The organism is Nonomuraea corallina, from assembly GCF_027620315.1.
GTDB classification, from domain to species: domain Bacteria; phylum Actinomycetota; class Actinomycetes; order Streptosporangiales; family Streptosporangiaceae; genus Nonomuraea; species Nonomuraea corallina.
Window position 1 is genome coordinate 1 of sequence record NZ_JAPNNL010000076.1, and the last position, 24,884, is coordinate 24,884.

The window sequence follows — 24,884 nt, forward strand, 5'->3', positions numbered from 1 at the left end:
CTACTTGCCCGAGGCCTTCTTGCCGAAGCGCTTCTCGAAGCGCGCCACCCGGCCACCGGTGTCGAGGATCTTCTGCTTGCCGGTGTAGAACGGGTGGCAGGCAGAGCAGACGTCGGCGTGGATGACGCCGTTCTTGGCGGTGCTGCGGGTGGTGAACGTGTTGCCGCAGGAGCAGGTCACCTGCGTCACGTGGTAGTCAGGATGGATGTCGCGCTTCATGGCTGTCCTTTCGGGTGCGGTCGCCGGGTCGCCAGACAGGTGCGACGGAGCGCAGAGGGCGGGAGCCGGTACCGCGAAAATCGGTCAGCTACCAGTGTGCCAGATCCTTCAACCGTCCAGCGCCGCCCCGCATTCCCGCCGGGCCGGCGTCGCCGCGGACGCGAACAGGCGGCGGGGACGTCCCCGCCGCCTGCCGGTCGTCAGCCGCTAGTCGCGGTCGTTGTTGACCGTGGTCTTCTGCACCTGGAGCAGGAACTCGGCGTTGGACTTGGTCTCCTTCATCCGGTCGAGGAGCAGCTCCAGCGCCTGCTGCATGTCGAGCGCGTGCAGCACCCGGCGCAGCTTCCAGACGATCTGCAGCTCTTCCCGCGCCATGAGGATCTCTTCCTTACGGGTGCCGGACGCGTCGACGTCCACCGCGGGGAAGATGCGCTTGTCGGCCAGGGACCGGTTGAGCTTGAGCTCCATGTTGCCGGTGCCCTTGAACTCCTCGAAGATGACCTCGTCCATCTTGGACCCGGTCTCGACCAGGGCCGTGGCGAGGATCGTCAGCGAGCCGCCGTTCTCGATGTTGCGGGCGGCGCCGAAGAAGCGCTTGGGCGGGTAGAGGGCCGTGGAGTCGACACCACCCGACAGGATGCGCCCGGACGCCGGGGCCGCCAGGTTGTAGGCGCGGCCGAGCCGGGTGATCGAGTCGAGCAGGACGACCACGTCGTGGCCCAGCTCCACCAGGCGCTTGGCGCGCTCGATGGCGAGCTCGGCGACCGTGGTGTGGTCCTCGGCGGGACGGTCGAAGGTCGAGTGGATGACCTCGCCCTTGACCGAACGCTGCATGTCGGTGACCTCTTCGGGCCGCTCGTCCACGAGCACGACCATCAGGTGGCACTCGGGGTTGTTGTGGGTGATCGCGTTGGCGATCGCCTGCAGCACCATCGTCTTGCCGGCCTTCGGCGGCGAGACGATGAGACCGCGCTGGCCCTTGCCGATCGGGGAGACGAGGTCGATGATCCGCGTGGTGAGGATGTTCGGCTCGGTCTCCAGGCGCAGGCGCTCCTGCGGGTAGAGCGGCGTCAGCTTGTTGAAGTCGGGCCGGTTGCGGGCCTGCTCCGGGTCCATGCCGTTGACGGTGTCGAGGCGGACCAGGGCGTTGAACTTCTCGCGCCGCTCGCCGTCACGCGGCTGGCGTACGGCGCCGGTGATGACGTCGCCCTTGCGCAGGCCGTTGCGGCGGATCTGGGCGAGCGAGACGTACACGTCGTTGCTGCCCGGAAGGTAGCCGCTGGTCCTGACGAAGGCGTAGTTGTCGAGGATGTCGAGGATGCCGGCGATCGGGATGAGGACGTCGTCCTCGCCGATCACGGGCTCGCTGCTGTCGAAGCGGTCACGGCCCCGGCCGCGGTTGCGCTCCCTGAAGCGGCCCCGGCGGCTGCGGCCGCCGCGCTCGTCGTCGCCGTCGCCTCCGCGCTGGTCATTCCCACGCTGGTCATTCCCACGCTGGTCGCCGCCGCGCTGGTCGTTGCCGCGCTGGTCGCCACGGCTGCCCGCGTCGGCGGCCCGCTGGTCGCCTCCACGGTCGCCTCCGCGGTCGTTGCCGCGGTCGTTGCCGCCGCGCTCGCCACGGTCACCGCGGTCGCTGCCACGGTCACCGCGGTCGCTGCCACGCTCGCGGCGCTCGCCGCGGCTGCGGCGCTCGCGCCGGCTCTCGCCGCGGTCCGCGCGGGAGTCGCCCTGCTGGTTGTCGGCCGGGGGCTGCTCGATGACGGGCTCGGCCGGGGCCACGACGGGCTCGGCGGGCGCGGTCACGACAGCCGCCTCGGCCACCGGCTCGGCGGCCTGCGGGGCGGGTTCCTCGGCGGCCTTGGTGCGGGAGCGTTCCCTGCGCGCCCGGGCGGGGCGCTCCACGACGGGCGTCGCGTCCGCCACGGCGGGCGCCTCGGCGATCGCCGGGGCGCCTTCTCCGGAACCGCCACCCTGCTTCTCCTGGATGGCCGCGATGAGCTGGCTCTTCCGCATCCGCCCGGTCCCGCTGATGCCCAGCTCGGCAGCCATCTTCTGCAGCTCGGGCAGCACCTTGGCGGACAGGCCGGTGCCGGAGCGACGCGCGCGGGGCTTGGCCGCGGCGCGAGTGGGGGTGTCGCCGGACGCCGCAGTTGTGCCTGGTGCGTCGGAGAGGAGTTCGGTGGTGTCGCTCAACTAAAAGGTCCTTCCCAGGGGTCGGGCGCCGGCTTCATTCGGCCGGGCGTCCCGGAGGTGCTTGCGATCCGGCGGGACAGACCGGCTCGGGGTGCACATTTGCGATCTTCGGCCGCCGCTGAGGACGGTCGCCACTCTAGGCGAGGGGCTCGTCCAGGTCGCCACAGGACAGTGGCGCGTGGATGAGACCCCCCAGATTGCTGCCGACAACCAGATGTCGAGGTGATCGAACGCGCTGGTCCCCGTCGTCGCCACCTCACGTCGGGCCAACCGGGTGTGGGCCAACCGGAGGCGACGGATTCCGGGGAGACAGCCGCGCTGCTCACGCCTCGCGACGTGAAGCATGATGCAGCGATGTGTGGCTGACAAGCACGCACCCAACAAGGGGGCACCTGGTGCGGCTATTAGCCTAACATCACCAGCGCACACGGCTATTCCCTGAAGGTCTAGAGAGGCATCAGCGTGTCTCGGGGAATTGAACGCTCGCACCAACCGGGTCGACGTCCATTAGCTGGATGTGCCAGTCAGTACCCACTTCTGGCGCGATCAAATCCTGCGTATCCGAGGTCGAAAACGCAAGGACCGTGGGCCCCGCTCCCGAGACGACCGCGGGCACGCCCACTGTACGGAGCCGTTCTACCAGATCAGCGCTCTCCCGCATCGCAGGCGCGCGGTAGGGCTGGTGGAGACGGTCCTCGGTGGCGGCGAGCAGCAACTCCCGATCCGGCCGCTGGGTCAACGCCGCGATCAGCAGCGCGGCCCGGCCGGTGTTGAAGGAGGCGTCCTTGTGGGGCACGTCCTTCGGCAGCAACCCCCGAGCGGTCTCCGTGTCGAGGCGGGTCGGCGGGACGATCGCGACGGGACGGACGGCCGCATCAGGTGTCAGCTTCACCATACGCGGTGCGTCGTCGTGCTCGCTCCATGCGATGGTCAGGCCTCCGGCCAGGCACGGAGCGACGTTGTCGGGGTGGCCTTCCATCTCGGTGGCGAGCGCGAACACCGCGTCGTCGCTCAGCTCGCCGCCGCCCAGCGCCCGCGCGGCGAGGATCCCGGCGCAGATGGCCCCGGACGAGCTGCCGAGCCCCCGGGCGTGCGGGATCCGGTTACGGCAGCGCAGCCGGATCCCGGCCGGCTGGGCGACGCCCATCCGGTCGAACGTCCTGCGCATGGCCCTGACGACCAGGTGACCCTCGCCGGAGTCGACCTGTCCCGCGCCCTCGCCCTCGACCTCCACCGTCACGCCGGGCTCATCGGTGAGCGCGGCCTCGACGTGGTCGTACAGGGTCAGCGCCAGCCCGAGCGCGTCGAACCCCGGCCCGAGATTGGCGGACGTGGCCGGCACCCGTACCTCGACGGTTCTCATTCCTCACCTTTCCCCGTGAACACCGTAAGTCCCCGTGAACACCTAAGCTCCCTGAACAGCCCATCGACGGCGTCGCCCCCGTACACCGCGAACCCCGTGTATTCGGACGACTCCAGAGCCGCACGGCATCCCGGCCACGGGGCCGACGACCTTCCCCGCGCCCTCGGCGGCGACCGCCGAGCGGGACGCGCGGGGTCAGGCCAGGTTGAGTGCCGAGGCGGCCGCGTGGACGTCGATGGGGATGGTGACCGGCGCGGGAGCCCCGGAGATGGCCCAGTCGGGGTCCTTGAGCCCGTTGCCCGTGACCGTGCAGACGATCCGCTGCCCCGGGTCGACCAGGCCCTCGGCGTGCGCCTGGAGCAGGCCCGCCACGCTGGCCGCCGAGGCCAGCTCGACGAAGACGCCCTCTTCCTGGGCCAGCAGCTTGTAGGCGGCGGCGATCTGCCGGTCGGTGACCTTGTGGATCAGGCCGCCGGACTCGTCCCTGGCGGCCGTGGCGAGCTGCCAGGAGGCGGGGTTGCCGATGCGGATGGCGGTGGCGATCGTGTGAGGGCGGGTCACCGGGGCGCCGTCGACGATGGGCGCGGCGCCGCTGGCCTGGAAGCCGAACATGCGCGGGCGGGTGGCCGCCACCTTGTCGTCGGCGTACTCCTGGTAGCCCATCCAGTAGGCGGAGATGTTGCCCGCGTTGCCCACCGGGATGCAGTGGATGTCGGGGGCGTCGCCCAGCGTGTCGACGATCTCGAAGGCGGCGGTCTTCTGCCCCTGGAGGCGGAACGGGTTGACCGAGTTGACCAGCGCGATCGGATAGTTGGACGAGAGTTTGCGCGTCATCTCCAGGCAGTCGTCGAACGAGCCCTCGACCTGCAGCAGCGTCGCGCCGTGGACGAGCGCCTGGGCGAGCTTGCCCATCGCGATCTTGCCGCGCGGCACCAGGACGGCGCAGGTGAGACCGGCGCGGACGGCGTAGGCGGCGGCCGAGGCGGAGGTGTTGCCGGTGGAGGCGCAGATGACGGCCTTGGCGCCCTCCTCCACGGCCTTGCTGATGGCCATGGTCATGCCGCGGTCCTTGAAGCTGCCGGTCGGGTTGGCGCCCTCGACCTTGAGGTAGACCTCGCAGCCCGTCAGGGCGGAGACGCGGTGCGCGGGCACCAGCGGCGTGCCGCCTTCGAGCAGCGTGACGACCGGCGTCGTGGGGGTGACCGGAAGACGCTCGCGGTACTCCTCGATGAGGCCACGCCAGGACCTGCTCATGACTGTCTCCCTACCTGCGGTGTTCGGCACCGAGTGTACGGGGTGGGCCGGGGTGCGAGTCGGCGCGGGGAGAATTGTCAAGGCCCTGACAACCTGGTCTCGCCAAAGCCATTATTCAGCAAATTCCCAGCATCTCCCGATAGGGTCTCGGCAGGGGGTCAACCATATGAACGCGCGTCCTGCTTTGCCGCAGAACGACTATTCGGCCTTGCTGCCGCCCGAGCTCGGCGCCTGGTCACCGGCCCTGCCCGTGAGCGTGGTGATACCCGTGCACGGCGGGCTCCACCTGGGGTTGACGCTCGCCGCGCTGGCGGCGCAGACGTACCCGGGCCACCTCATGGAGGTCCTGGTCGTGGACGACGGCAGCGAGCCGCCCGTCGTGCTTCCGGAGATCCGCCCGGACAACACCAGGATCGTGCGGCCGACGTGCGGCTGGGGCATCTCGAACGCGGTCAACACCGGCGTCAAGGCCGCCGACGGGGAGATTATCCAGCGGCTGGACGCGGACATGGTGCCCTGCCGCGAGCACATCGAGGCGATGGCCCGCTGGCATCACGTGACCGACTACCTGGTCACGATCGGCATGAAGAAGTTCGTCGAGCCGCCGCCGCTCACCGCCGGCGAGGTGTTCCGGGCCCGCGCGCTGGACGAGCTGTTCGACCTGGGCGAGGCGGTGGCCAGTTCGACCGAGGCGACGATCGCCAGGACCGACGGGCTGCGCAAGAGCCGCAACCCCTACCACGTCTGCACCGGGCCGACGGTCGCCCTGCGGCGCGAGGTGTTCGACGCCGTCGGCGGCCTGGACCCGCACGTGCCGCGGGGCGAGGACACCGAGTTCGCCTACCGGCTGGCGATGCACGGCGTCGTCTTCGTACCGGAGACGCGGGCGCGGGCCGTCCATCTGGGGCTGCCCGCCCAGCACCGCGAGCGGGAGCGCGCCGTGCGGGCCGTCGAGCCGTACCTCGCGCACCGCGTGCCGCTCCGCCGCGACCTGCGCAAGGACCGGGGGCGGCGGTGGCTGACGCCGTACGTGGAGGTGGTGCTGGACGTCACCGACACCGCGGAGCCGGTCGTGCGCCAGGCGGTGTCGGCGGCGCTCGACGGCAAGGTGCACGACGTGGTGGTGACGCTGGTCGGGCCGTGGTCGCGGCTGCGGGAGGGCCGGCGGCCGGTGCTGTCGGACCCGTGCTTCGAGCTGCGGCTGATGCGCGACCTGTTCGGGCACGACGACCGGGTCAGGCTCATCGACGAGGCCGCGCCGACCCCGGCTCCGGCCCCGTTCCGCTACCGGGGGCCGGTGGACGTGCCGCTGCACCGGGCCACGCTGGAACGGCTGATCGAGACGGCGCAGAAGGACCTGATCGGGGTCCTGGTCGTGGACCTGCCGGACGGCCGCGAGGCCCGGCTGGAGCGCACCTCGGCGCTCGGCCGCGCGCTCCTGCTGGCCCGGCCCGGCGAGGACCTGGACGCGATCATCGACGCCACCCACGGCGTACGTCACGTCACCCCCGACCGCTACTGGCCCCGGCCGAAGGAGCAGCCCCCGGCCCCGGTGACCATCCAGGTCCCGCCCTCCCCCGACCGCACGCTGCTGGCCCGCCTCAGGTCCGCCCTGCGCCCCGGCTGACCTCGCCGCGCCCGGTCCCGGCACGGGACGTCGCCGTACGTGCCAGGCCCGAGGCGGGCGTCACTTGCGCAGGGCGCGTCTGACGCGGGCGGAGAGAGCCGCGCGGAGGGTGCGCTGGCGGCGCTCGGCGGCGGCGAGGTCGCGGCGCAGGCCCGCCACCTCCTTGCGGAGCGCGGCGATCTCCCTGCGGTACTCGACGGCGCTCTTGCGCCACTTGCCCGCCTCGTCACGCCACCTGGCCACCTCGCCCCGCAGCCGCTCGGCCTCCTTGCCCAGCCGTTCCGCCTCGGCCTTGGCCTTGAGCCGGACCCGGTACGCGCTCCGGCGGCCCTGCGGCTCCGGCTGCTCGGTGGCGAACCCGTAGCTCTCCCCGGCCGCCCAGGCGACGCCGGACACCTCGTCCACCACGTCGTCGAGGTCCTCGCCAGGACCGGCGAGCAGGCGCGCCCTGGCGAACGACGCGGCGTGCTCCAGCCGCGCGGCCACCACCCCGCCGGGCGTCTCGTCGAGCAGCACGTTGAGCAGGCCGAGCCCGTCGGTGCGGGCGCGTTCGAGCAGCGCGGCCACGGTGTCCTCGCCGGGCGCCCAGCCGGGCGGCAGCCGCAGCACGTACGGCACGGCCGGGTCCACGTGGTGGGAGGTGGCCAGCCGCACCCGGGGCTCGAACGCGTAGTGGCCCTGGACCAGCACCAGCTCCAGGTTCGGGTCCTGGAGCGGGGCGCGGCGGTCGCGGTCGAGGGTGTCCCACGGCCCGACGACCACCACGCGCAGGTCGTGCGCGGTCCCCGCCAGCAGCGCGTCCACGGTGGCGCGCACGGTGTCGTACCCGGCGGTCCCGTCGACCAGGACCTCCAGGTACGGGATCTTCCACTGCCTGCCGGGATGGCGGCGCAGCCAGCGGTAGGCGGGGACGCGGTCGCCGACGAACGCGTAGCTGACCCGGTCGATGCGCTCCTGGTGGCGCATCCGCATGGTCGGGCCGAGGTGGTAGGCGACGGCTTCGGGTTCGGGCACGAACACGGCCCCGGCCTGCATGAGCCGGTAGCCCATCTCGGTGTCCTGGCCGAGGACCAGCTCGCCGTCCATCGGCCCGGCGGCCTCGATCAGCCGGGCGTTGACGGAGGTGGCGCCGCCGACGTGCAGGCTGAAGGGACGGTCGAAGGTGTCGGTGAGCCCGTTGGTGCGCTCGATCAGCCGGACGATCCAGGCGTGCGGCTCGGCGGGTTCGAAGTGCGCTTCGAGGTCGTCGGGCAGCTTGTCCGGCAGCGGGGCCTCGGAGAAGCGCAGGTAGCCGGTGACGGCGAGGTACGGGGCCGCGTGGTGCCAGCGCATGTGCGCCATGACCGCCCCCGCGGTCGGCACGACGTCGGAGTCGAGCCAGTGGATCACCTCACCGCCGGCTTCGGCCAGGCCGGCGTTGCGCGCGTTGCCGCGGCCGGGCGTCTCGCAGCGGACCAGCCGGGTGTGCGGCGGGCGGTCGGCGGGCAGCCGCAGGGCCGGGGTGCTGCCGTTGTCGACGACGATGACCTCGGTCAGGTCGGCCGGGTAGGTCTGCCTGGCGAGCCCGGCGAGCACCAGGTCGAGCTGGTGCTGGCCGCCGTAGGCGGGGATGATCACGCTCACCCGCAGCTCCGGCGTGAAGTCCTCGGCCGGCCGGATCGAGCGGTAGTCGTTGCCGCGTACTCTCATGCCGCTTCCATCAGCAGGCTGGGGCGGAAGCCGTGCCACTGGTTGGCGGCGACCTTGACGAAGTGGGCCAGCGGCAGCCGCCACGTGTGCTGCTCGCTCAGCCCGCGGCGCAGCACGTACCCGAGCCCATGGGTGCGGTAGACGCGCGCCCCGGCTTCGGCCGCGGCCTTGAGGAACTCCCGGTCCACTGCCTCCGACAAAACAGGAAAACCCCCTATTTCCTGAAACTTTTCCCGAGAGAGCATGATCGTCCCCCCTGCCACGTGATCCGCGAACACCTCACTCGCGTACGCCGCCCCGCTCGCGAAGGTCGTCCGTCTGATCGTCAGATTGAGCGGCTCCAAATAGAGGAATTCACCTGTGACGCCCACCACGTCGGCCCCCGCGTAGGCGGCCGCCATGAGCAGGTCGGACAGGTGGTCCGGACCGTACCAGTCGTCGTCGTCCCACTTGGTGAGGTGGTCGCCGCCGGCCAGCGCGGCGGCCCGGTTGAGCACCTCACCGAACGGCACCCCGGCGTCCACCTCCACCCAGCTCACCGGCAGCGGGCAGTCCTCGACCGCCTCCCGCACCCGGTCGAACGCGACCCCGTGCAGCCCGAGCGCCACCTCGGCCCGCACCCCGCGCTGACGCGCCATCTGGCCCAGGGCCGAGGCCACGAACTCCGGCCGCTTGGTCGCCATCACCACGCTCACCAGCGGCTCGGCCGGGTGACGCGGCGCGGCCAGCCGGCGCAGGCGGATGCTGTGCTCCTCACGCCGCAGGTCGGCCACGCACCGCGCGGTGCCGTCGGGCTCGTGCGCCAGCCAGGCGCGGTCGGTCACCAGCGCCGCGAGCTCCGCCGGCACCCAGGCGGGCGCCTGCGGGGCCGTCAGCGGGACCCCGGCGGCGGCCAGCCGCATCACGCCGTCGAGCGGGGCCTCCTGGCGGGGCCAGACGATCTCGAGCCCGCGCAGCGCCCGCAGCTCCGCCTCCGCAGGCTCCTCCGGCCCGTCCACGACCCATGCGCCGCCACGCCAGACGAGCCGGGCGAGCCCCTTCTCCGGCGTACGGGCGAAACCGCAGGGGGTGAGGGACATCGATGCTGCTCCTGGGGACCGAGAACGCGAACGGCGCCTACCTTACGCCGCTTCTGACACGTACGTACTGATCCGGTGGCTTTCCCGGAAATCCTGCAGACAGGTCACAGCACACATTCAGCATTTCTTACGCATAGTGACCTGTCGGCGGTGAACGAAATCGTTCTGTGATCAGCATCCGCCGATCACAGGACGGAAACGACGCCTGTGCGGCTATTCGTCGCCCTCGACGCGCATGACGCTGGCGATGGCCCGGACGATGTCGAGCTCGCGCAGCCCCTCCATCGTGGCCGAGAGGGCCGCGTCGCTGGCGCGGTGGGTGACGATGACGAGCTGGGCGTCGTCGCCGTGCCCCTCCTGGCGCACCGTCTGGATGGACACGTCGTGCTTGGCGAACAGCTCCGCCACCCGGGCCAGGACACCCGGCTTGTCGGCGACGTCCAGGGCGACGTGGCAGCGCGTGACGGTCTCGCCCATGGGATGCACCCGCAGCGACGCGTAGGTGGACTCCTCCGGGCCGCGGGCCCCGGCCAGGCGGTTGCGGCCGACGGCCACCAGGTCGCCGAGCACGGCCGAAGCCGTGGGGGCGCCGCCCGCGCCCTTGCCGTAGAACATGAGCTGCCCGGCGGACTCCGCTTCGACGAAGACCGCGTTGTAGGCCTCGCGCACCCCGGCCAGCGGATGGGACCTGGGGATCATGGCCGGGTGGACGCGGACGCCGATGGAGCGGCCGTCGTCGGAGCGGGCGCAGATGGCCAGCAGCTTGATGACGTAGCCCATGGCCTTGGCCGAGGCCACGTCGGTGGCGGTGATCTCGGTGATGCCCTCGCGGTGGACCTGGTCGGCGGTGACCCGGCTGTGGAAGGCCAGACCCGCCAGGATGGCGGCCTTGGCGGCGGCGTCGAAGCCCTCGACGTCGGCTGTGGGGTCGGCCTCCGCGTAGCCGAGGGTCTGGGCCTCCTCCAGCGCGTCGGTGAAGGACGCGCCGGTCGAGTCCATCTTGTCGAGGATGTAGTTGGTGGTGCCGTTGACGATGCCGAGGACGCGGTTGACGCGGTCGCCGGCCAGCGATTCGCGCAGCGGCCGCAGCAGCGGGATCGCGCCGGCCACGCTGGCCTCGAAGTAGAGGTCGCCGCTGCCGGACCTGGCGGCCTCGTACAGGCTCGCGCCGTCCTCGGCCAGCAGCGCCTTGTTGGCGGTGACGACCGACTTGCCGCGGTTGAGCGCGGCGGTGATGAGGGAGCGGGCGGGCTCGATGCCGCCGATCACCTCGACGACGATGTCGACGTCGTCGCGGGTGACGAGCGACTCGGCGTCGGTGGTGAGCAGGCCGGGGTCGACCTCGACGTCGCGTTTGCGGCCGAGCCGGCGCACGGCGACGCCGGCCAGCTCCAGCGGAGCGCCGACGCGGGCGGCCAGGTCGTCGCGCTGCTCGTGCAGGAGCCGGATGACCTGGGAGCCGACCACGCCACAGCCCAGCAGGGCCACCTTCAACGGTTTCACAGCTGCCCCCTCAACAGGTCGTCTTCCGTCTCGCCCCGCACGATCACCCGGGACCGGCCGCCGGCGACGGCGACCACGGCGGGCTTGGGCAGGTAGTTGTAGTTGTTGGCCAGCGAACGGCAGTAGGCGCCGGTGGCGGCGACCGCCACCAGGTCGCCCGGCACCAGGTCGGCGGGCAGGTAGCAGTCACGCACGATCATGTCGCCGCTCTCGCAGTGCTTGCCGACGACGCGGCTGAGCATCGGCCCGGCGTCGCTCTCGCGGCTGGCCAGCACGACGGTGTACTCGGCGCCGTACAGGGCGGTGCGCACGTTGTCGCTCATGCCGCCGTCGATGCTCACGTACGTACGCAGCCCCTCGACGTCCTTGACCGTGCCGACCTCGTAGAGGGTGACGCCGCCGGGACCGACGATGGTGCGGCCCGGCTCGACGGTCAGGCGGGGCACCGGCAGCCCGGCGTCGAGGCAGACCTTGCGCACGATCTCGCGCAGGCTGTCGGCGACGCCCTTGATGTCGGGGGCCTCGTCGCCGTCGACGTAGGCGATGCCGTAGCCGCCGCCGAGGTCCAGCTCGGGCAGCACGACGCCGTGCTCGTCCTTGATCCGCACGAGCAGGGTGGCGAGGCGGCGGGCTGCCACCTCGAACCCGGCCGTGTCGACGATCTGGGAGCCGATGTGGGAGTGGAGGCCGACCAGCTCCAGCGACGGCAGCTCCAGGATGCGCCGCACGGCCTCGGCCGCGGCGCCGGAGCTCAGCGACAGGCCGAACTTCTGGTCGTCGTGGGCGGTGGCGATGAACTCGTGGGTGTGCGCCTCGACGCCGGTGGTCACCCGGACCATGACCTTGGGCCGCTTGCCGAGCTCGGCGGCGAGGTAGCCGAGCCGGGCGATCTCGTCGTAGGAGTCGACGACGATGTGGCCGACGCCGGCCTCCAGGGACCGGGTCAGCTCGGCCGTGGACTTGTTGTTGCCGTGGAGGGTGATGCGCTCGGCGGGGAACCCGACGCTGAGCGCCACGGCCAGCTCGCCGCCGCTGGCCACGTCGAGGCCGAGGCCCTCGTCGTCGAGCCAGCGCACGATCTCCTTGCACAGGAAGGCCTTGCCGGCGTAGTGGACCTCGGACCCGGCGAAGGCGGTGGCGTAGTCGCGCATGCGCGAGCGCACGTCCTCCTCGTCGAGCACGTAGAGCGGGGTGCCGTACTCGCGGGCCAGGTCGCGGACGTCCATCCCGCCGATCGTGAGCGCGCCATCGACCCGGCCGGACGTTCGCGGCCAGATCGCGGGGTTGATCCAGTTGAGGTCGTCGGGCGCCAGCGGGGGGCGCTCGTGGGGGGGCGGCTCGGCGTGCCGGTCCCCGGCGGGGTGGGCGAATCGACTCACCCGATCGAGGCTATCGGAACGGCCCGTCTGCCCGTGCCCGGTGCCCATCTATCGAGACGCGAACGCCTGCCAGACGGCGAAGATTTTACGCTTTTTCGCCGTCAACGCGGATATTTCTCAGATCCGGTCCGGCCCGATCAGCACGCTCTCCACCGCGGCCGCCAGCCGCACCCGCGCGGCGTGCACCGGCTCAGGCGCCGCGTCGCCCATCGGCACGGCCGGGGCGCGCTCGTGCGCGTCATGGTAGGCCAGCGCGAGCCGCACCAGCCACGCCTCCCAGCCGGGGTCCCGGCTCGCCGCCCGTCCGGGCAGCTCGGCCAGCACCCGCAGGACTGCCCGGTCGTACGGGGACGACAGCAGCTCGGGCCGGCCATCGCCCGGCACGCCCAGCTCGCGCGCCCAGCGCCGCACGGCCGCCGCCCGCGCGTGCCCGTAGCGGACCACGAATCCCGGGTTCTCCCACGTACGGGGGAAGTCAGGCCAGCCGGGGTCGGCCAGGGCGGGAGGTTCGAGGTCGTCCAGGAGCGCGCCCGGGACCGCGACCACCACCCGCACGAACCCGCTGGGCAGCGCCTCGGCCCCGGTGACGCCGGGCAGCTCGCGCAGGCGGGCGGCCAGACGGGCGGCCGGCACGCCGCGCCGCAGCGCGGCCGCGGAGACGTAGACGGCCTCGCGCTCCCACGTGCCGTCGGGCGCCGGCGGCTCGCCGAGCACCTCCGCCAACCGCGCGGGCGTCACGGTCCCTCCCCGGTCGCCGATCCGGTCACCTGCCCGATCGCCGGCCCGATCACCGGCCCGGTCACTCGCGCGGTCGTGCGCACGGTCAGATCAGCGCGTGCGGCTCGGCGGAGCCGTACTCCACCAGGTGGGCCGCGCCCAGCAGCCAGCGGTCCTCGTCGCGCATCCGCACGTAGCCGAACCGGTCGGCGGAGAACACCTTGATCCCGTCCTGGCGGCACCGGCGCATGAGCACCTCGTCCCAGCCGTCGGTGAGGTCGGCGAAGCCGAGCTCGCGCAGCGCGTTGCGGCGGGCGAGCAGGGTGGCCCCGGAGATCTCCGGCAGGTAGGAGTATTCGGCGTCGGGCTGCTTGAGCAGCGTGGCCTGCGGCTTGCGCAGGTGGGCGTAGAAGGCTCCCTTGCCGACGAGGTCGGCGGTCGTGAACAGGAACGCGCGCCGCAGGTCGGACAGGTAGTGGGAGCCGTAGACGTCACGCGGGTCCATGACCGCGACCAGGTCGGCCTCGCACAGGTCGAGCCCGCGTCCGAGCATGGCCCCCACCGTCAGGTCGGGGCGCAGCGGCCGGTGGATCACCTCGGCGTCGGGCATGACCTCGCGGGCGCGCGGCTCGGCCTGCGGCGGGCCGAAGACGACGAGCTGGGTCACCCCGCTCTGGCGGCCGACCTGGGCCAGGGCATGCTCCAGCAGCCGGGCGTCGGGGACCACCAGCAGGACGGAGGTGTCGAGGGTGGCCCGGACGCCGGGCAGGCCGACCTTGTCGAGCAGGTCGTCGATCCGCTCGCTCATGGTGCCGCTGTCGTAGGCGCGGCGCAGCGCGACGTGCGCGCGGCGGGTGTCGGGGTCCTGGCCGATCGGGGTGCCGCAGGCGGCGAGCTCGGCCAGCCGCCACATCGGCGTGCCGGGCGGGCAGTCGACGCCGGCCGGCCAGCGGTAGGAGGTGAGCACGTCGGGATAGGAAAGGTGCTCGGGGAGCAGCTGGTCGAGGGTCAGCACCCGGTCGATGCGGCCGCCGGACAGCGGGAGCGGGTTGTGGATCCGGGGCTGGATCCCGAACTGCAGGCGCGGCCAGCCCACGGTCAGGTCGGTGGTGAAGCGGTGCTCGAACAGCTCGGCGGCGGCGGCGTAGGCCGACACGTCGCCGTGGGTGTGCCAGAAGACGGTGCGGATGCCGCGCTCGGCGCACCAGGCCAGCAGCGCCCTGAGCCCCTCGCCCGGCTCGCCGCGCAGTTCCTCGGCCCACGGCCCGGTGGCGACGGACTCCACCACGAGCAGGTGGGGCACCTCCAGCGGCAGCACGCGGGCGAAGTCGCGCGGCGTGAACCCGGTGGTCTGCCGCCACTCGTAGCGCAGCAGCGCCTCGGCGTGCGGCTCGGCGATCACCGCGGCGGTGATGTGGGGGCGGGTGTTGGGGCCGGTCGGCACCCGGAACGGCTTGAGCTTGAAGGACTCGCCCGCGAGCGTGCGGGTCGAGGCGGTGGCCTGGAAGGCGGCGCCGGGCCGCTCGTCCTTCTGCCGGCCGGCGGCGACGGGCTTGCGCTTGGGGGCGATCGGCCGTTTGACCGGCTTGGTGGCGCCCTTGAGCTCCTTGGCCAGCCGTACGGGGTTGCTCTTGCCGGTCTTGATCGCGTCGCCGAGGCGGCTCCACCGCGCGACCTTGATCGACTTCAGCTTCCAGTTGGCCACCTCGGCCTGGTAGCGCTGCTCGGCCAGCTCCTTGCGGAGCTTGTCGGCGGCGGCGCGCTCGGCCTCCAGCGCCTCCTCGGCCGCGGCCAGCCGCTCGGCGAGCGCCTTGGCCTCCTCGGCGTGCCGCTCGGCCTCGGCCAGCCTGCCCTGCGCCGCGTCCAGCAGCCTGGCCAGCTCGGCCGCGTGCTCGGCCTGCGCGACCGCTTCCCGCAGCGCCTTGCGCGTGCTCTCCAGCTCCGTGGACACCTGGACCTCCGTCTCGTAGCCCGGCAAAGGATACTCTTTTGCGGGAAGCGGCTCGAAGGGATGACATCCGGTGCAGTTCATCGTGCGGCCCTATGTCTGCGGGGGTCTCGGCCGGATCGACGGCGCCCTGCTCGACAAGCTGTCCTCCGCCGGCCCGCGCGTGCGGCCCGCGCTTCAGACGGCCGAGGCGGCGCTGTTCAGCTCCGCCCCGCTGCCTCCCTATCAGCGGTCCGGCGAGGGGTTCGCGTTCTCCTGGGGAGAGCGCCGGCCCGCCGGCGACCGGTCGGCGCCGGTCTCCGACTGGATGGCGGTCGCCGAGACGTACGAGACTCCCGGCCTGATCGGCGACGGCGCGCGGGTGACGCTGCACGCGGGCGCGCTCGGGCTGGTCGACGTCTACCACGTCAGGATCGGCGAGGCGGTCTACTTCTCGTCCCTGATCCAGCCGCTGCTGACGCTGGCGCCGCTGGAGATCGACTGGTCGGCGTGGGCGTCGATCCTGCGGGTCACGTTCCCGCTGGGCGAGGCGACGCCCTACCGGGCGATCAAACGGCTGTCCGGCTCCGGCGCGCTGGTGTGGGACGGCGACCGGCTGTCCACCGAACGCAGGCTGCCGCGCTGGCTGCGCGAGGAGCCCTACGAGACGTGGGTCAGCGCCGGTGAGATCGTGGAGCTGCTGCACGAGGTCTACAAGGACTACGACGGCCGCAAGCTGCTGGTGCCGATCAGCGGCGGCTACGACTCGCGGCTGCTGGGCAGCGTGGCCAAGGCGCGCGGGTTCGACGTGGAGTCGTGGACCACGAGCCCCGACGACGGCACCGACACCGACATCGCCTTCGCCCGGGCGATCACCCGCGAGCTGGGCATCCCGCACCGGGTGATCACCCAGGACCCGGCCGCCTACCCCGCCGACGCCGCCGCGGTGGCGCGCAGGCTGGAGTACCTGACGCCGCACCACGCCTGGTACGCCCGGTTCGCCAAGGAGGTCCACGAGTCGGGCCGGATCCTCGTCGACGGCCTGGCCGGCGGGCCGCTGCTGAAGAACTTCATGGTCAGCGGCGCCGCGCTGGAGGCCACCGGCCAGGCCGAGCGGTCGGCGGCCGTGCTCGGCTCGCTGAGCCTCGGGGCGCCGTCGCAGCCGTTCCTGTCGGAGGCGGCCGAGGCGTGGACGGCCGAGACGGTGCGCGAGCAGTTCGCCGTGGCCACCTCGATGCTCCACGGCCACCGGGCCGAGCTGCCGCTGTCGGTGCTCCACACCCGCACCGTGCGCGGCATCGCCCGCTCCGCGGTCAACCTGGTGGGGCCCGAGGCGTCGTTCGCGGCGCCGTTCATCCATCCTGACTTCTTCGACGCGGCCCTGTCGGTGGGCGTGGCCCGCAAGGACCGGGGCCGCTTCTACCGCGAGGTGCTGCACGCCGCCGATCCGCGGGTGGCGGCGCTGCCCTCGACCAACGTGGTCAAGCAGCCGTTGCGGCGGGTGCCGCTGCGCTCCACGGCCGCCCCGGCGCGCGAGTACTCCCACCGGATGCTGCGGGTGGTGGCCACGCGGGTGCCCGGCCTGCTGTCGGACGAGCTGCACGCGCTGGTCGCGGACGGGCCTGACGCGCTGACCCGGTTCAACGGGTGGAACGACCGGTTCTGGGTACGCGGACTGGTTCTTTTCGGGCTGTGGCTGAGTGACTTCGAGAATGATCTGACTGACCTGTCCGCACCGTTCTAGTTACAGCGAGAAGAACGGGCCGTAACATCACGATTACGGAGAGGTCTCCGGGGTATTAAATCTCGCACAGCATAAGCGGGTTCCGGAAAGCCAACGGGCTGGTAGTGTTCGGCCCGTAAGCGCCGCACACGCGGGCGCCGGATCACAAATCCGGGCCCGACAAGGGCATGGATTCGCAGGGATGACGACTCCACGCGGCGCGGTCACCAGATATGAACGCCGGGGCAACCGGTGACTTCGTCCTGCCCACATCTCTTTCTGTGAGCGACACATGATCAACGCATCCCCATCACCGGAGCCGGTGGCCGAGAACTTCATCTCGGAGGATCCGGCCTGGTACAAACGGGCGGTGTTCTACGAGGTCCTCGTGCGAGGGTTCAAGGACTCCAACGGGGACGGCACCGGAGACCTGCGCGGCCTCATCGAGAAGCTCGACTATCTCGAGTGGCTGGGCGTCGACTGTCTGTGGTTGTTGCCGCTCTACGAGTCGCCGCTGCGCGACGGCGGCTACGACATCTCCGACTACATGAAGATCCTGCCCGACTTCGGGGATCTGGCCGACTTCATCCAACTGGTCGAGGCCGCGCACGAGCGCGGCCTGCGGATCATCACCGACCTGGTGATGAACCACACCTCCGATCGGCACCCCTGGTTCCAGGCGTCCCGCCACGACCCCGAGGGCCCGTACGGGGACTTCTACGTCTGGTCGGACGAGCCGACGGGCTACCCGGACGCGCCGATCATCTTCATCGGGGCCGAGGAGTCCAACTGGACCTGGGACCCGGTGCGCAAGCAGTACTACTGGCACCGGTTCTTCCACCACCAGCCGGACCTCAACTACGACAACCCGGCGGTCCAGGAGGCCATGCTGGAGGTGCTGCGGTTCTGGCTCGACCTGGGCATCGACGGGTTCCGGCTGGACGCGGTGCCGTACCTGTTCGAGCGGGAGGGCACCTCCTGCGCCGGCCTGCCGGAGACGCACGCCTACCTGAAGAAGGTCCGCGCCGAGGTCGACCGGCTCTACCCCGACCGGGTGCTGCTGGCCGAGGCCAACGGCTGGCCGGAGGACGTCGTCGAGTACTTCGGCGACCCGACGGTCGGCGGCGACGAGTGCCACATGGCCTTCCACTTCCCGCTGATGCCCCGCATCTACATGGCGGTGAAGAAGGAGACCCGTGAGCCGATCTCCGAGATCATGTCCCGTACCCCCAAGCTGCCGGACACCGCGCAGTGGGGCATCTTCCTGCGCAACCACGACGAGCTGACGCTCGAGACGGTCACCGAGGAAGAGCGCGACTACATGCACAGCGAGTATGCCAAGGACCCGCGGATGCGGGCCTACCTCGGCATCCGCCGCCGCCTGGCGCCGCTGCTGGACAACGACCGCGACCGGATCGAGCTGTTCACCGCGCTGCTGCTGTCGCTGCCGGGCTCGCCGGTCATGTACTACGGCGACGAGATCGGCATGGGCGACAACATCTGGCTGGAGGACCGGGACTCGGTGCGCACGCCGATGCAGTGGAGCCCCGACCGCAACGCGGGCTTCTCCACCGGCGACCCCGGCCGGCTCTACCTGCCGGTGGTCATGGACCCGATCTACGGCTACCAGGCGATCAACGTGGAGTCCCAGCAGCGCAACGAGGGATCTCTGCTGAACTTCACCCGCAAGATGCTGCAGATCCGGCGCAACCATCCGGTCTTCGGCACCGGCGCGTACACGGAGATGTGGTCGTCCAACCCGTCCGTGCTCACGTACGTGCGCGAGGAGCGCGACGACGTGATGCTCTGCGTGAACAACCTGTCGAAGTTCCCCCAGCCGGTGGAGCTCGACCTGCGGCGGTTCACGGGCATGACGCCGGTGGAGGCGCGCGGCGGCGTGCACTTCCCCGTGATCGGCGACCTGCCCTACCTGCTGACGCTGCCGGGACACGGCTTCTACTGGTTCGCGCTCCGGCGGGAGGCCGTCACCGAGCGGTGACGGGCACCTGGGCACGGGCCGCGCGGCGGGCGGGGATGAGCGCCACCGCGAGGGCCGTGCCCACCGCCAGCAGCACCGCGGTGGCCAGCGTCACCGGCGAGGGCGGGCGGCCGATCCCGGCGCCCACCCCGCTGGTGTGACCCTGCAGGTCGATCAGCCCGGTCACCACCGACACCCCGGCCACCGCGCCCACCACCACGCCCAGCACCACGAGCAGGCCGGTGCCGGTCACCAGCGTGGCCATCACCTGGCGGGGCGTCAGCCCCATCGCCTTCAGCACGGCCAGGTCGGCGTCGTGGTCGCGCAGCCCGAGCGCGCTGGCGGTCAGCAGGTTGGCCAGGCCGATCAGGGTCAGCACGGCGATCAGCGCCACGATCACCACCCGGATCATCGCCAGCCGGTCGGCGGGGTTGACCGCGGCCTGCACCTCCAGGCTCTCCCCCGACCCGGCCAGCAGCCGCGCCGCCACCTCGTCGCGGTCGGCGCCGGGATGCAGGGCGAGCGCGTAGTACTCAGGCGGCACGGAGTCCTTGGCCGCCAGGCTGTCGAGCCCGACCGACAGCACCTCGCCGTCCTGGTCGGGCTCGACGGTGCGGCCCACGACGCGCACGATCAGCGGCGAGCCGCCCACGGTCAGCCGCACCCGGTCGCCGATCTTCACCCCGAGCAGGTCGAGCAGCCCCTGGCCGGCCACGGCCTCGCCCGGCTCGGCGTACATGCGGCCCTCGACGACGGGGAACGGGTAGCGGTCGGAGGTCGAGCCGCCGATGGCCCGGACCAGGACCGAGCGGCCCTCGCCGGGGGCCAGCGCGTTCACGTCGGTGCCCGGATAGACGGCGGCCACGTCGCGGTCGGCGCGGGCCAGCCGGGCCGCCTGGGCCGTCTCCAGCTTGCCTGGCCGTACGAGGAGCGCGGCGTGCTGGCCGACCTGCTCGGGGTTGCGGGCGAAGTTGTCGAGCGTCGCCCACACGCCCAGGCCGATCGTGACCATCATCATGGGCACGGCCAGCCCGAACACGGTCAGGAACGCGGGCACCCGGCGGGTGAAGGCGTCCCTGGCCCCCAGCACGAGCGCCGGCGGGAGCCGTACCAGCAGAGCCAGTCTGGCGAGCCGGGACAGGCGGCCGCCCGGCGGCTGGGTGGAGGCCGCAGGGATGGGCGGGGTGCGCCCGCCGCGCCAGGCCGGCACGCCCACCGCGGCCAGCACGACCAGCGCGGTGCCGGCGACGATGGTGAGCACGGGCATCGGCGCGACGGAGGTGGCGCCGAGCGCCGCCACGGTGGCGGCCCAGCCGGCGACCGCGCCGAGCGCGACCCCGAGCAGGCCGAGAGCGCCGTGCTCGACCAGCAGCAGCAGCGCGACCTGGCCGCGGGTGAAGCCCATGGACTTGAGCGTGGCCAGGTCGCGGAGCTGGGTCAGCACCCGCCCGCCGGCCGCGTTGGCCAGCGCGAGCGCCGCCGCCACCAGGCCGACCACGCCGAACAGCGCGAGCAGGGTGCCGAGCAGCCGGTTGTCGAGCTCCATCGCGGCCCTGATCTCCCGCCAGGTGTAGAGCCGCTGCAACTGGTCGTCCAGCATGACGACGACCCGCTGGGAGACCACCTGCGCGGCGTCGGCGTCGGCCAGCCGCAGCCCGGTCACCCACTCGCTGCGGCCCAGCATCGGCTCGATCCGGTCGAGCGCCTCGGGCAGCACCCACGCCAGGCCGGGCGTCCACTCGGGGTAGAAGCCCTGGTCGGCGGTGTCGGCGATGCCGCGCACGTAGAGGGTGTGGCGCTGGCCGCTGAGCGCGATCACGGTGAACGGGGCGCCGATCCGCAGGCGCAGGTCGCGGGCGAAGGAGTGCTCGACGACCACGCCGTCGGGCTGCGCCGCGTCGAGCCAGCGGCCCTCCACGAGCGCGGGGTGCGCCACGCGGGGCGGGGTCGCGGGCATCGCGCGCAGCGAGGCGGGCTCGCGCCTGCCTTCCTGCATGGCGGTGACGGGGGCCGAGCGGTACGGGCCCGCCGTGGCGGTCACCCCGTCGAGCGCCTGCACGCCGGTGAGCTGGGCGGTGTTGTCGCGGGTGTAGAGCCAGACGTGGGCGCCCTCGGTCTGGGCGAACAGGCCGCGCCACGGGTTGGTGGAGTCCTCCAGGAGCGTCACCGCGGTGATCAGCGCCGCCACGATGCCGGCCACGGCGAGCACGGTCAGCGTCGCCTGGCCCCTCCGCGCCCGCAGGTCCGCCCTGATCCAGCGGCTGCCCGCCAGTGCCGTGCTCATCGCAGGTCGATCACTTCTCCGACGGTGCGCCGGCGCGGCCTGGCCAGCCGCCCGTCGTCCACGATCTCGCCGTCGAGCAGGCTGACCACCCGGTCGGCGAGCGCGGCCACGCGGGCGTCGTGGGTGACCATGACGATGGTCTGGCCGTCCTTGTGGACCCGGCCGAGCAGGCGGAGCACGTCGCGGGTGTTGCGGCTGTCGAGGTTGCCCGTGGGCTCGTCGGCCAGCAGCACGCTGGGCTGGTTGGCGAGCGCGCGGGCGAGCGCGACCCGCTGCTGCTCGCCGCCCGATAGCTGGGTGGGCGCGGCGTCGGCGCGGTCGGTGAGGTTGAGCGCGGCGAGGAGGCTCTCGCGGCGCTCGCGGGCCTCTCTGGGCGAGGTGCCGGCCAGCAGCGCGGGCAGCTCGACGTTGTCGGCCACGGTCATGCTCGCCACCAGGTTGAAGAACTGGAAGACGAAGCCGATCTTCTTGCGGCGCAGCAGCGCCCAGGCGCTCTCCGAGAGGGTGTCGGCCCGCCGGCCGTCGACCCAGATCTCGCCGCTGGTGCGCGCGTCGAGGCCGCCGAGCATGTGGACGAGCGTGGACTTGCCCGAGCCCGACGGGCCCATGATCGCCACGAACTCCCCCGGCTCCACCTGGAGGTCCACCCCGCGCACCGCGGGCACCGGCACCGCGCCGCCGGAGTAGATCTTCACCAGGTTGACCGCCTTGAGCACGGGCTGGTCACTCATGCGAGGTCCTCCTGACACCTTTCGAGCCAGTCGAGATCGGCTTGGAGGTGCAGCATGGCACCTTCGATGAGCAGTGTCGCGACCTTATCCTCGGGCGGGGTGCGGTCGAGGAGTTCGTTGAGGTCCTTCATCAGCGACAGGTAGTGGCGGCGCTGCCGGTTGATCAGCACCATCCGGTCGGCGATGCCGGTCATCGGGGCGAGCACAAGCTTCATGAAGAACTCGTCACGCACCCGCGGGCCCTCGGTCGGCTCGTCCACCCACAGATCGAGCACGTCGCGGCCCTTGGCGGTGAGATAGTAGACCTTCTTGTTGGGCCGGTTGGACTGCTCGACGTCCACGGCCCGGACCAGGCCGTCCTTCTCCAGCCGGCCCAACGTCACGTAGATCTGGCCGATGTTGGGCGACGGGTACGCGCTGCCGAAGGTCTGTTCGAGCGCCTGTTTCAGCTCGTAGCCATGGGCAGGCTCCTTGGCCAGCAGCGCCAGCAGGTGAAGCCTCACCGCCTCACCTCCCCGTTTGTGTTACGGATGCGTTACATGCATTCCCGTTGACCACCAGATTACCGGTGTGCATAACATGAATGCATCTACCTAACACGTATGTAACCTCTGCGCACAAGGAGGAAATAGCGGTGTTCCGTCGTCTGGCGCTCGTCCTCGCCGTCCTCACGGCGACGGGATGCGCGGCGACGGGTGATGAAGGTGGCGACACGGCTCGGACCGGAGGCACCGGCCCGATCACGTTCGCCACCGGGCGCGACACCACGGCGTACCTTCAACCCTTGCTGGATCGCTGGAACCAGGCCCACCCGGCCGAGAAGGTGACGCTCATCGAACTGCCCGAGGCGGCCGATGAGCAGCGCGCCCAGATGGTGGCCAACTTGCAGGCCCGCAGCACCCGTTACGACGTGCTCGGGCTGGACGTGGTGTGGACCGCGGAGTTCGCGGAGAACGGCTGGATCATCCCCTTGGAGCGCGGGTCCTTCCCGCTCGACAAGTTCCTGCCGCCCGTCGTGAAGACCGCGATCTACAAGGACAAGCTGTGGGCGGTCCCGTACACGAGCAACGCGGGGCTGCTCTACTACCGCACCGACCTGGTGAGGAAGCCGCCCCGAACATGGGCGGAGCTTCGCCAACAAGCCCAACAGATCACGAAAAAGCACGATATCGAGGGTTATGCCGGACAGTTTCTCGCGTACGAGGGGCTGACCGTCAACTTCTCCGAGGCCGTGCAGTCGGCGGGAGGGCAGATCCTCAGCACCGACGGCACCCAGGTGACCCTCGACCCCGCCTCCGCGACGACCGCGCTGGAGTTCCTCCAGCAGGGCCTGCGCGAGGGCTGGATCCCCGAAGAGTCGCTGAACTACAAGGAGGAGGAGTCGCGCCTCGCCTTCCAGGAAGGCCGGCTCGCCTTCGCCCGCAACTGGCCGCACGCCTACGGCCCGGCCAGGAACAGGCTCGGCGACAAGATCGCGGTCACCACGCTGCCGGGCCCCGACGGCCCGGGGAGCAGTTCGCTGGGCGGCATCAACCTGGCGATCAGCGCCTACTCGCAGCACCAGCAGACCGCGACGGAGTTCATCCGTTACTTCACGAGCCTGGAGAACGAGCGCCGGGTGCTCACCGAGGGATCGTTCCCCCCGGTGTGGACCGAGCTCTACGACGATCCCGAGCTCATCGAGCGCTTCCCGTACCTGCCCGTACTCAAAGAGAGCATCCTCGCCGCCGAGCCGCGCGCGGCGAGCCCGCACTACAACCAGCTCAGCCTGGTGATCGCGAGCACGGTCGCCAAAGCGCTCAACCCCCCGATCAGCGAGACCGCGGACGACGTGGCGGTCTCGTTGAAAGCCGAACTTGAAGAAATCATCCGAACACAGTGAGGCAAGCCATGCGAAACGGCAGAGCAGCAGCGATCCTGGCCGGTCTGGCGGTGGCGGTAGCCGCCTGCGGCAACGCGCCGACGGCCTCCGACCCCGCCTCGTCCGCTCCCGCCGCCTCCGAGAGCGCCGGCGGCAAGACGCTCGAGGGCGTCACGCTCGAGGTGGCCGCCAAGTGGACCGGCGAGGAGCAGAAGAACTTCGAGCAGGTGCTCAAGGCCTTCTCCGACAAGACCGGCGCCAAGGTCACCTACGCCTCCACCGGTGAGGACACCGGCGCCTACCTCGGCCCGCGCATCCAGGGCGGCAGCCCGCCCGACGTGGCGATCCTGCCGCAGCCGGGCCTGGTCCAGCAGTACGCCGAGCAGAAGGCGCTCAAGCCGCTCACCGACGACGTCACCAAGGAGATCGACGCCAACTACACCGAGTACTGGAAGGAGCTCGGCTCCGCCGACGGCCAGGTGTACGGCGTGCTGATCAAGGCGGCGCACAAGTCCCTGGTCTGGTACCAGTCGAAGGCCTTCGAGGACGCCGGCGTGCAGCCGCCGACCACATGGGACGAGCTGGTGACCGCCTCGCAGACGATCGCCGACTCCGGCACCGCGCCGTTCTCGTTCTGCGGCGCCTCCGGCTGGACGCTGACCGACCTGTTCGAGAACGTCTACCTGTCCTCGGCCGGCCCGGAGAAGTACGACCAGCTCTCCAAGCACGAGATCCCCTGGACCGACCCCAGCGTCGCCACCGCCCTGGAGAAGATCGCGCAGATCGCCGGCAAGAAGGAGTTCGTCGCCGGCGGCACCTCCGGCGCGCTGCAGACCGACTTCCCGACCTGCGTCACCAAGGTCTACGGCGAGAAGGAGGCCGCGATGGTGATCGAGGCCGACTTCGTCGCCGTCACGGCCGAGGAGTCCGGCGCCAAGGTCGGCGAGGACGCCAAGTACTTCCCGTTCCCGAAGGTGGGCGACACCGCGCCGGTCGTGCTCGGCGGTGACGTCGCGGTGGCCATGAAGGACTCGCCCGGCGCCATGGCGCTGCTGCAGTTCCTGGCCTCCAAGGAGGGCGGCGAGATCTGGGCCAAGCTGCCCGGCTACCTGTCCCCCAACAGGAACGTCTCCCCCGACAACTACCCGAACGAGATGACCAAGCAGCTCGGCCAGACGATCGTCTCGGCCGGTGAGTCGGTCCGCTACGACATGTCCGACCTCGCGCCCAGCGCCTTCGGCGGCACCGACGGCAAGGGCGAGTGGAAGGTCCTGCAGGACTTCCTGCGCGACCCGAGTGACGTCAAGGGCGCCCAGGAGGCGCTGGAGGCCGAGGCCAAGAAGGCCTGGAAGTAAAG

General features: G+C 71.5%; 18 protein-coding genes. 5 read left to right on the forward strand and 13 right to left on the reverse strand.

All coding sequences use genetic code 11. The features are described 5' to 3' along the window. The 4 genes from rpmE to thrC form a co-directional block, all read right to left on the reverse strand. Entirely contained in the window at positions 1-219 is a 219-nt protein-coding gene (gene rpmE, locus OUY22_RS19490) for a 50S ribosomal protein L31 (RefSeq protein ID WP_148033924.1), read from the reverse strand. A 207-nt stretch (positions 220-426) separates the two neighbouring features. Then, a complete protein-coding gene (gene rho / locus OUY22_RS19495) occupies positions 427-2,412 on the reverse strand; it encodes a transcription termination factor Rho (RefSeq protein WP_270156460.1) in 1,986 nt (661 codons plus the stop codon). Between the two features lie 457 nt (positions 2,413-2,869). Then, a complete protein-coding gene (gene thrB, locus OUY22_RS19500; RefSeq protein ID WP_270156461.1) occupies positions 2,870-3,775 on the reverse strand; it encodes a homoserine kinase in 906 nt (301 codons plus the stop codon). A gap of 195 nt (positions 3,776-3,970) precedes the next feature. After that, entirely contained in the window at positions 3,971-5,029 is a 1,059-nt protein-coding gene (thrC, locus tag OUY22_RS19505; RefSeq protein WP_270156462.1) for a threonine synthase, read from the reverse strand. Between the two features lie 208 nt (positions 5,030-5,237). Here thrC and OUY22_RS19510 point away from each other — a divergent pair, with 208 nt between their 5' ends. Next, entirely contained in the window at positions 5,238-6,656 is a 1,419-nt protein-coding gene (locus OUY22_RS19510) for a glycosyltransferase (protein WP_270156464.1), read from the forward strand. A 60-nt stretch (positions 6,657-6,716) separates the two neighbouring features. On the opposite strand, the gene OUY22_RS19515 is transcribed toward OUY22_RS19510, so the two are convergent. The 6 genes from OUY22_RS19515 to OUY22_RS19540 form a co-directional block, all read right to left on the reverse strand. Continuing rightward, positions 6,717-8,345: a glycosyltransferase gene (locus OUY22_RS19515; protein WP_270156465.1), complete on the reverse strand. Its 1,629-nt coding sequence runs from the start codon at positions 8,343-8,345 to the stop codon at positions 6,717-6,719. Further along, positions 8,342-9,424, reverse strand: coding sequence for a glycosyltransferase family 2 protein (locus OUY22_RS19520; RefSeq protein WP_270156466.1), 1,083 nt, complete (start codon positions 9,422-9,424; stop codon positions 8,342-8,344). Before OUY22_RS19520 ends, OUY22_RS19515 begins: the two co-directional genes overlap by 4 nt. A gap of 213 nt (positions 9,425-9,637) precedes the next feature. Continuing rightward, the gene (locus tag OUY22_RS19525; RefSeq protein WP_270156467.1) at positions 9,638-10,927 is read right to left on the reverse strand and encodes a homoserine dehydrogenase; all 1,290 of its coding nucleotides are present in this window, start codon (positions 10,925-10,927) and stop codon (positions 9,638-9,640) included. Continuing rightward, on the reverse strand, positions 10,924-12,306 hold the full coding sequence (lysA, locus tag OUY22_RS19530; RefSeq protein ID WP_270156468.1) for a diaminopimelate decarboxylase: 1,383 nt from the start codon (positions 12,304-12,306) through the stop codon (positions 10,924-10,926). The genes OUY22_RS19525 and lysA overlap by 4 nt, the downstream gene beginning before the upstream one ends. Positions 12,307-12,423: 117 nt before the next feature. After that, positions 12,424-13,044 (reverse strand): anticodon-binding protein, encoded by a 621-nt coding sequence (locus OUY22_RS19535; RefSeq protein ID WP_270156469.1) that lies wholly within the window; start codon positions 13,042-13,044, stop codon positions 12,424-12,426. Between the two features lie 85 nt (positions 13,045-13,129). Beyond that, positions 13,130-15,001 (reverse strand): hypothetical protein, encoded by a 1,872-nt coding sequence (locus OUY22_RS19540; protein WP_270156470.1) that lies wholly within the window; start codon positions 14,999-15,001, stop codon positions 13,130-13,132. A gap of 43 nt (positions 15,002-15,044) precedes the next feature. Between OUY22_RS19540 and OUY22_RS19545 the strand changes: the two genes are divergently transcribed. Together OUY22_RS19545 and treS are read left to right on the forward strand one after the other, a co-directional pair. After that, positions 15,045-16,694 (forward strand): asparagine synthetase B family protein, encoded by a 1,650-nt coding sequence (locus tag OUY22_RS19545; RefSeq protein ID WP_270156471.1) that lies wholly within the window; start codon positions 15,045-15,047, stop codon positions 16,692-16,694. Between the two features lie 271 nt (positions 16,695-16,965). Beyond that, positions 16,966-18,672: a maltose alpha-D-glucosyltransferase gene (gene treS / locus OUY22_RS19550; protein ID WP_270156472.1), complete on the forward strand. Its 1,707-nt coding sequence runs from the start codon at positions 16,966-16,968 to the stop codon at positions 18,670-18,672. Here the strand turns inward: treS and OUY22_RS19555 are convergent. The 3 genes from OUY22_RS19555 to OUY22_RS19565 are packed head-to-tail and all read right to left on the reverse strand — an operon-like array spanning position 18,659 to position 22,169. Then, entirely contained in the window at positions 18,659-20,935 is a 2,277-nt protein-coding gene (locus OUY22_RS19555) for an ABC transporter permease (protein ID WP_270156473.1), read from the reverse strand. The genes treS and OUY22_RS19555 overlap by 14 nt on opposite strands. After that, complete coding sequence (locus OUY22_RS19560; RefSeq protein ID WP_270156474.1) at positions 20,932-21,666, reverse strand: ABC transporter ATP-binding protein; 735 nt, start codon at positions 21,664-21,666, stop codon at positions 20,932-20,934. The genes OUY22_RS19555 and OUY22_RS19560 overlap by 4 nt, the downstream gene beginning before the upstream one ends. Beyond that, positions 21,663-22,169 carry a PadR family transcriptional regulator gene (locus tag OUY22_RS19565; RefSeq protein WP_270156475.1) on the reverse strand — a complete coding sequence of 169 codons (507 nt, stop codon included), beginning with the start codon at positions 22,167-22,169 and terminating at the stop codon, positions 21,663-21,665. Before OUY22_RS19565 ends, OUY22_RS19560 begins: the two co-directional genes overlap by 4 nt. 80 nt (positions 22,170-22,249) lie before the next feature. On the opposite strand from OUY22_RS19565, the gene OUY22_RS19570 reads away from it, so the two are divergent. Then, entirely contained in the window at positions 22,250-23,548 is a 1,299-nt protein-coding gene (locus OUY22_RS19570) for an ABC transporter substrate-binding protein (protein ID WP_270156476.1), read from the forward strand. A gap of 8 nt (positions 23,549-23,556) precedes the next feature. Then, positions 23,557-24,882, forward strand: coding sequence for an ABC transporter substrate-binding protein (locus OUY22_RS19575; RefSeq protein WP_270156477.1), 1,326 nt, complete (start codon positions 23,557-23,559; stop codon positions 24,880-24,882). Positions 24,883-24,884: the final 2 nt, after the last annotated feature.

What these genes read in the sequence shown, in the direction of transcription:
- rpmE (WP_148033924.1), bottom strand. Translation starts at nt 219, where the DNA reads ATGAAGCGCGACATCCATCCTGACTACCACGTGACGCAGGTGACCTGC.
- thrB (WP_270156461.1), bottom strand. Translation starts at nt 3,775, where the DNA reads ATGAGAACCGTCGAGGTACGGGTGCCGGCCACGTCCGCCAATCTCGGG.
- thrC (WP_270156462.1), bottom strand. Translation starts at nt 5,029, where the DNA reads ATGAGCAGGTCCTGGCGTGGCCTCATCGAGGAGTACCGCGAGCGTCTT.
- OUY22_RS19515 (WP_270156465.1), bottom strand. Translation starts at nt 8,345, where the DNA reads ATGAGAGTACGCGGCAACGACTACCGCTCGATCCGGCCGGCCGAGGAC.
- OUY22_RS19520 (WP_270156466.1), bottom strand. Translation starts at nt 9,424, where the DNA reads ATGTCCCTCACCCCCTGCGGTTTCGCCCGTACGCCGGAGAAGGGGCTC.
- treS (WP_270156472.1), top strand. Translation starts at nt 16,966, where the DNA reads ATGATCAACGCATCCCCATCACCGGAGCCGGTGGCCGAGAACTTCATC.
- OUY22_RS19555 (WP_270156473.1), bottom strand. Translation starts at nt 20,935, where the DNA reads ATGAGCACGGCACTGGCGGGCAGCCGCTGGATCAGGGCGGACCTGCGG.
- OUY22_RS19560 (WP_270156474.1), bottom strand. Translation starts at nt 21,666, where the DNA reads ATGAGTGACCAGCCCGTGCTCAAGGCGGTCAACCTGGTGAAGATCTAC.
- OUY22_RS19570 (WP_270156476.1), top strand. Translation starts at nt 22,250, where the DNA reads ATGCATCTACCTAACACGTATGTAACCTCTGCGCACAAGGAGGAAATA.
- OUY22_RS19575 (WP_270156477.1), top strand. Translation starts at nt 23,557, where the DNA reads ATGCGAAACGGCAGAGCAGCAGCGATCCTGGCCGGTCTGGCGGTGGCG.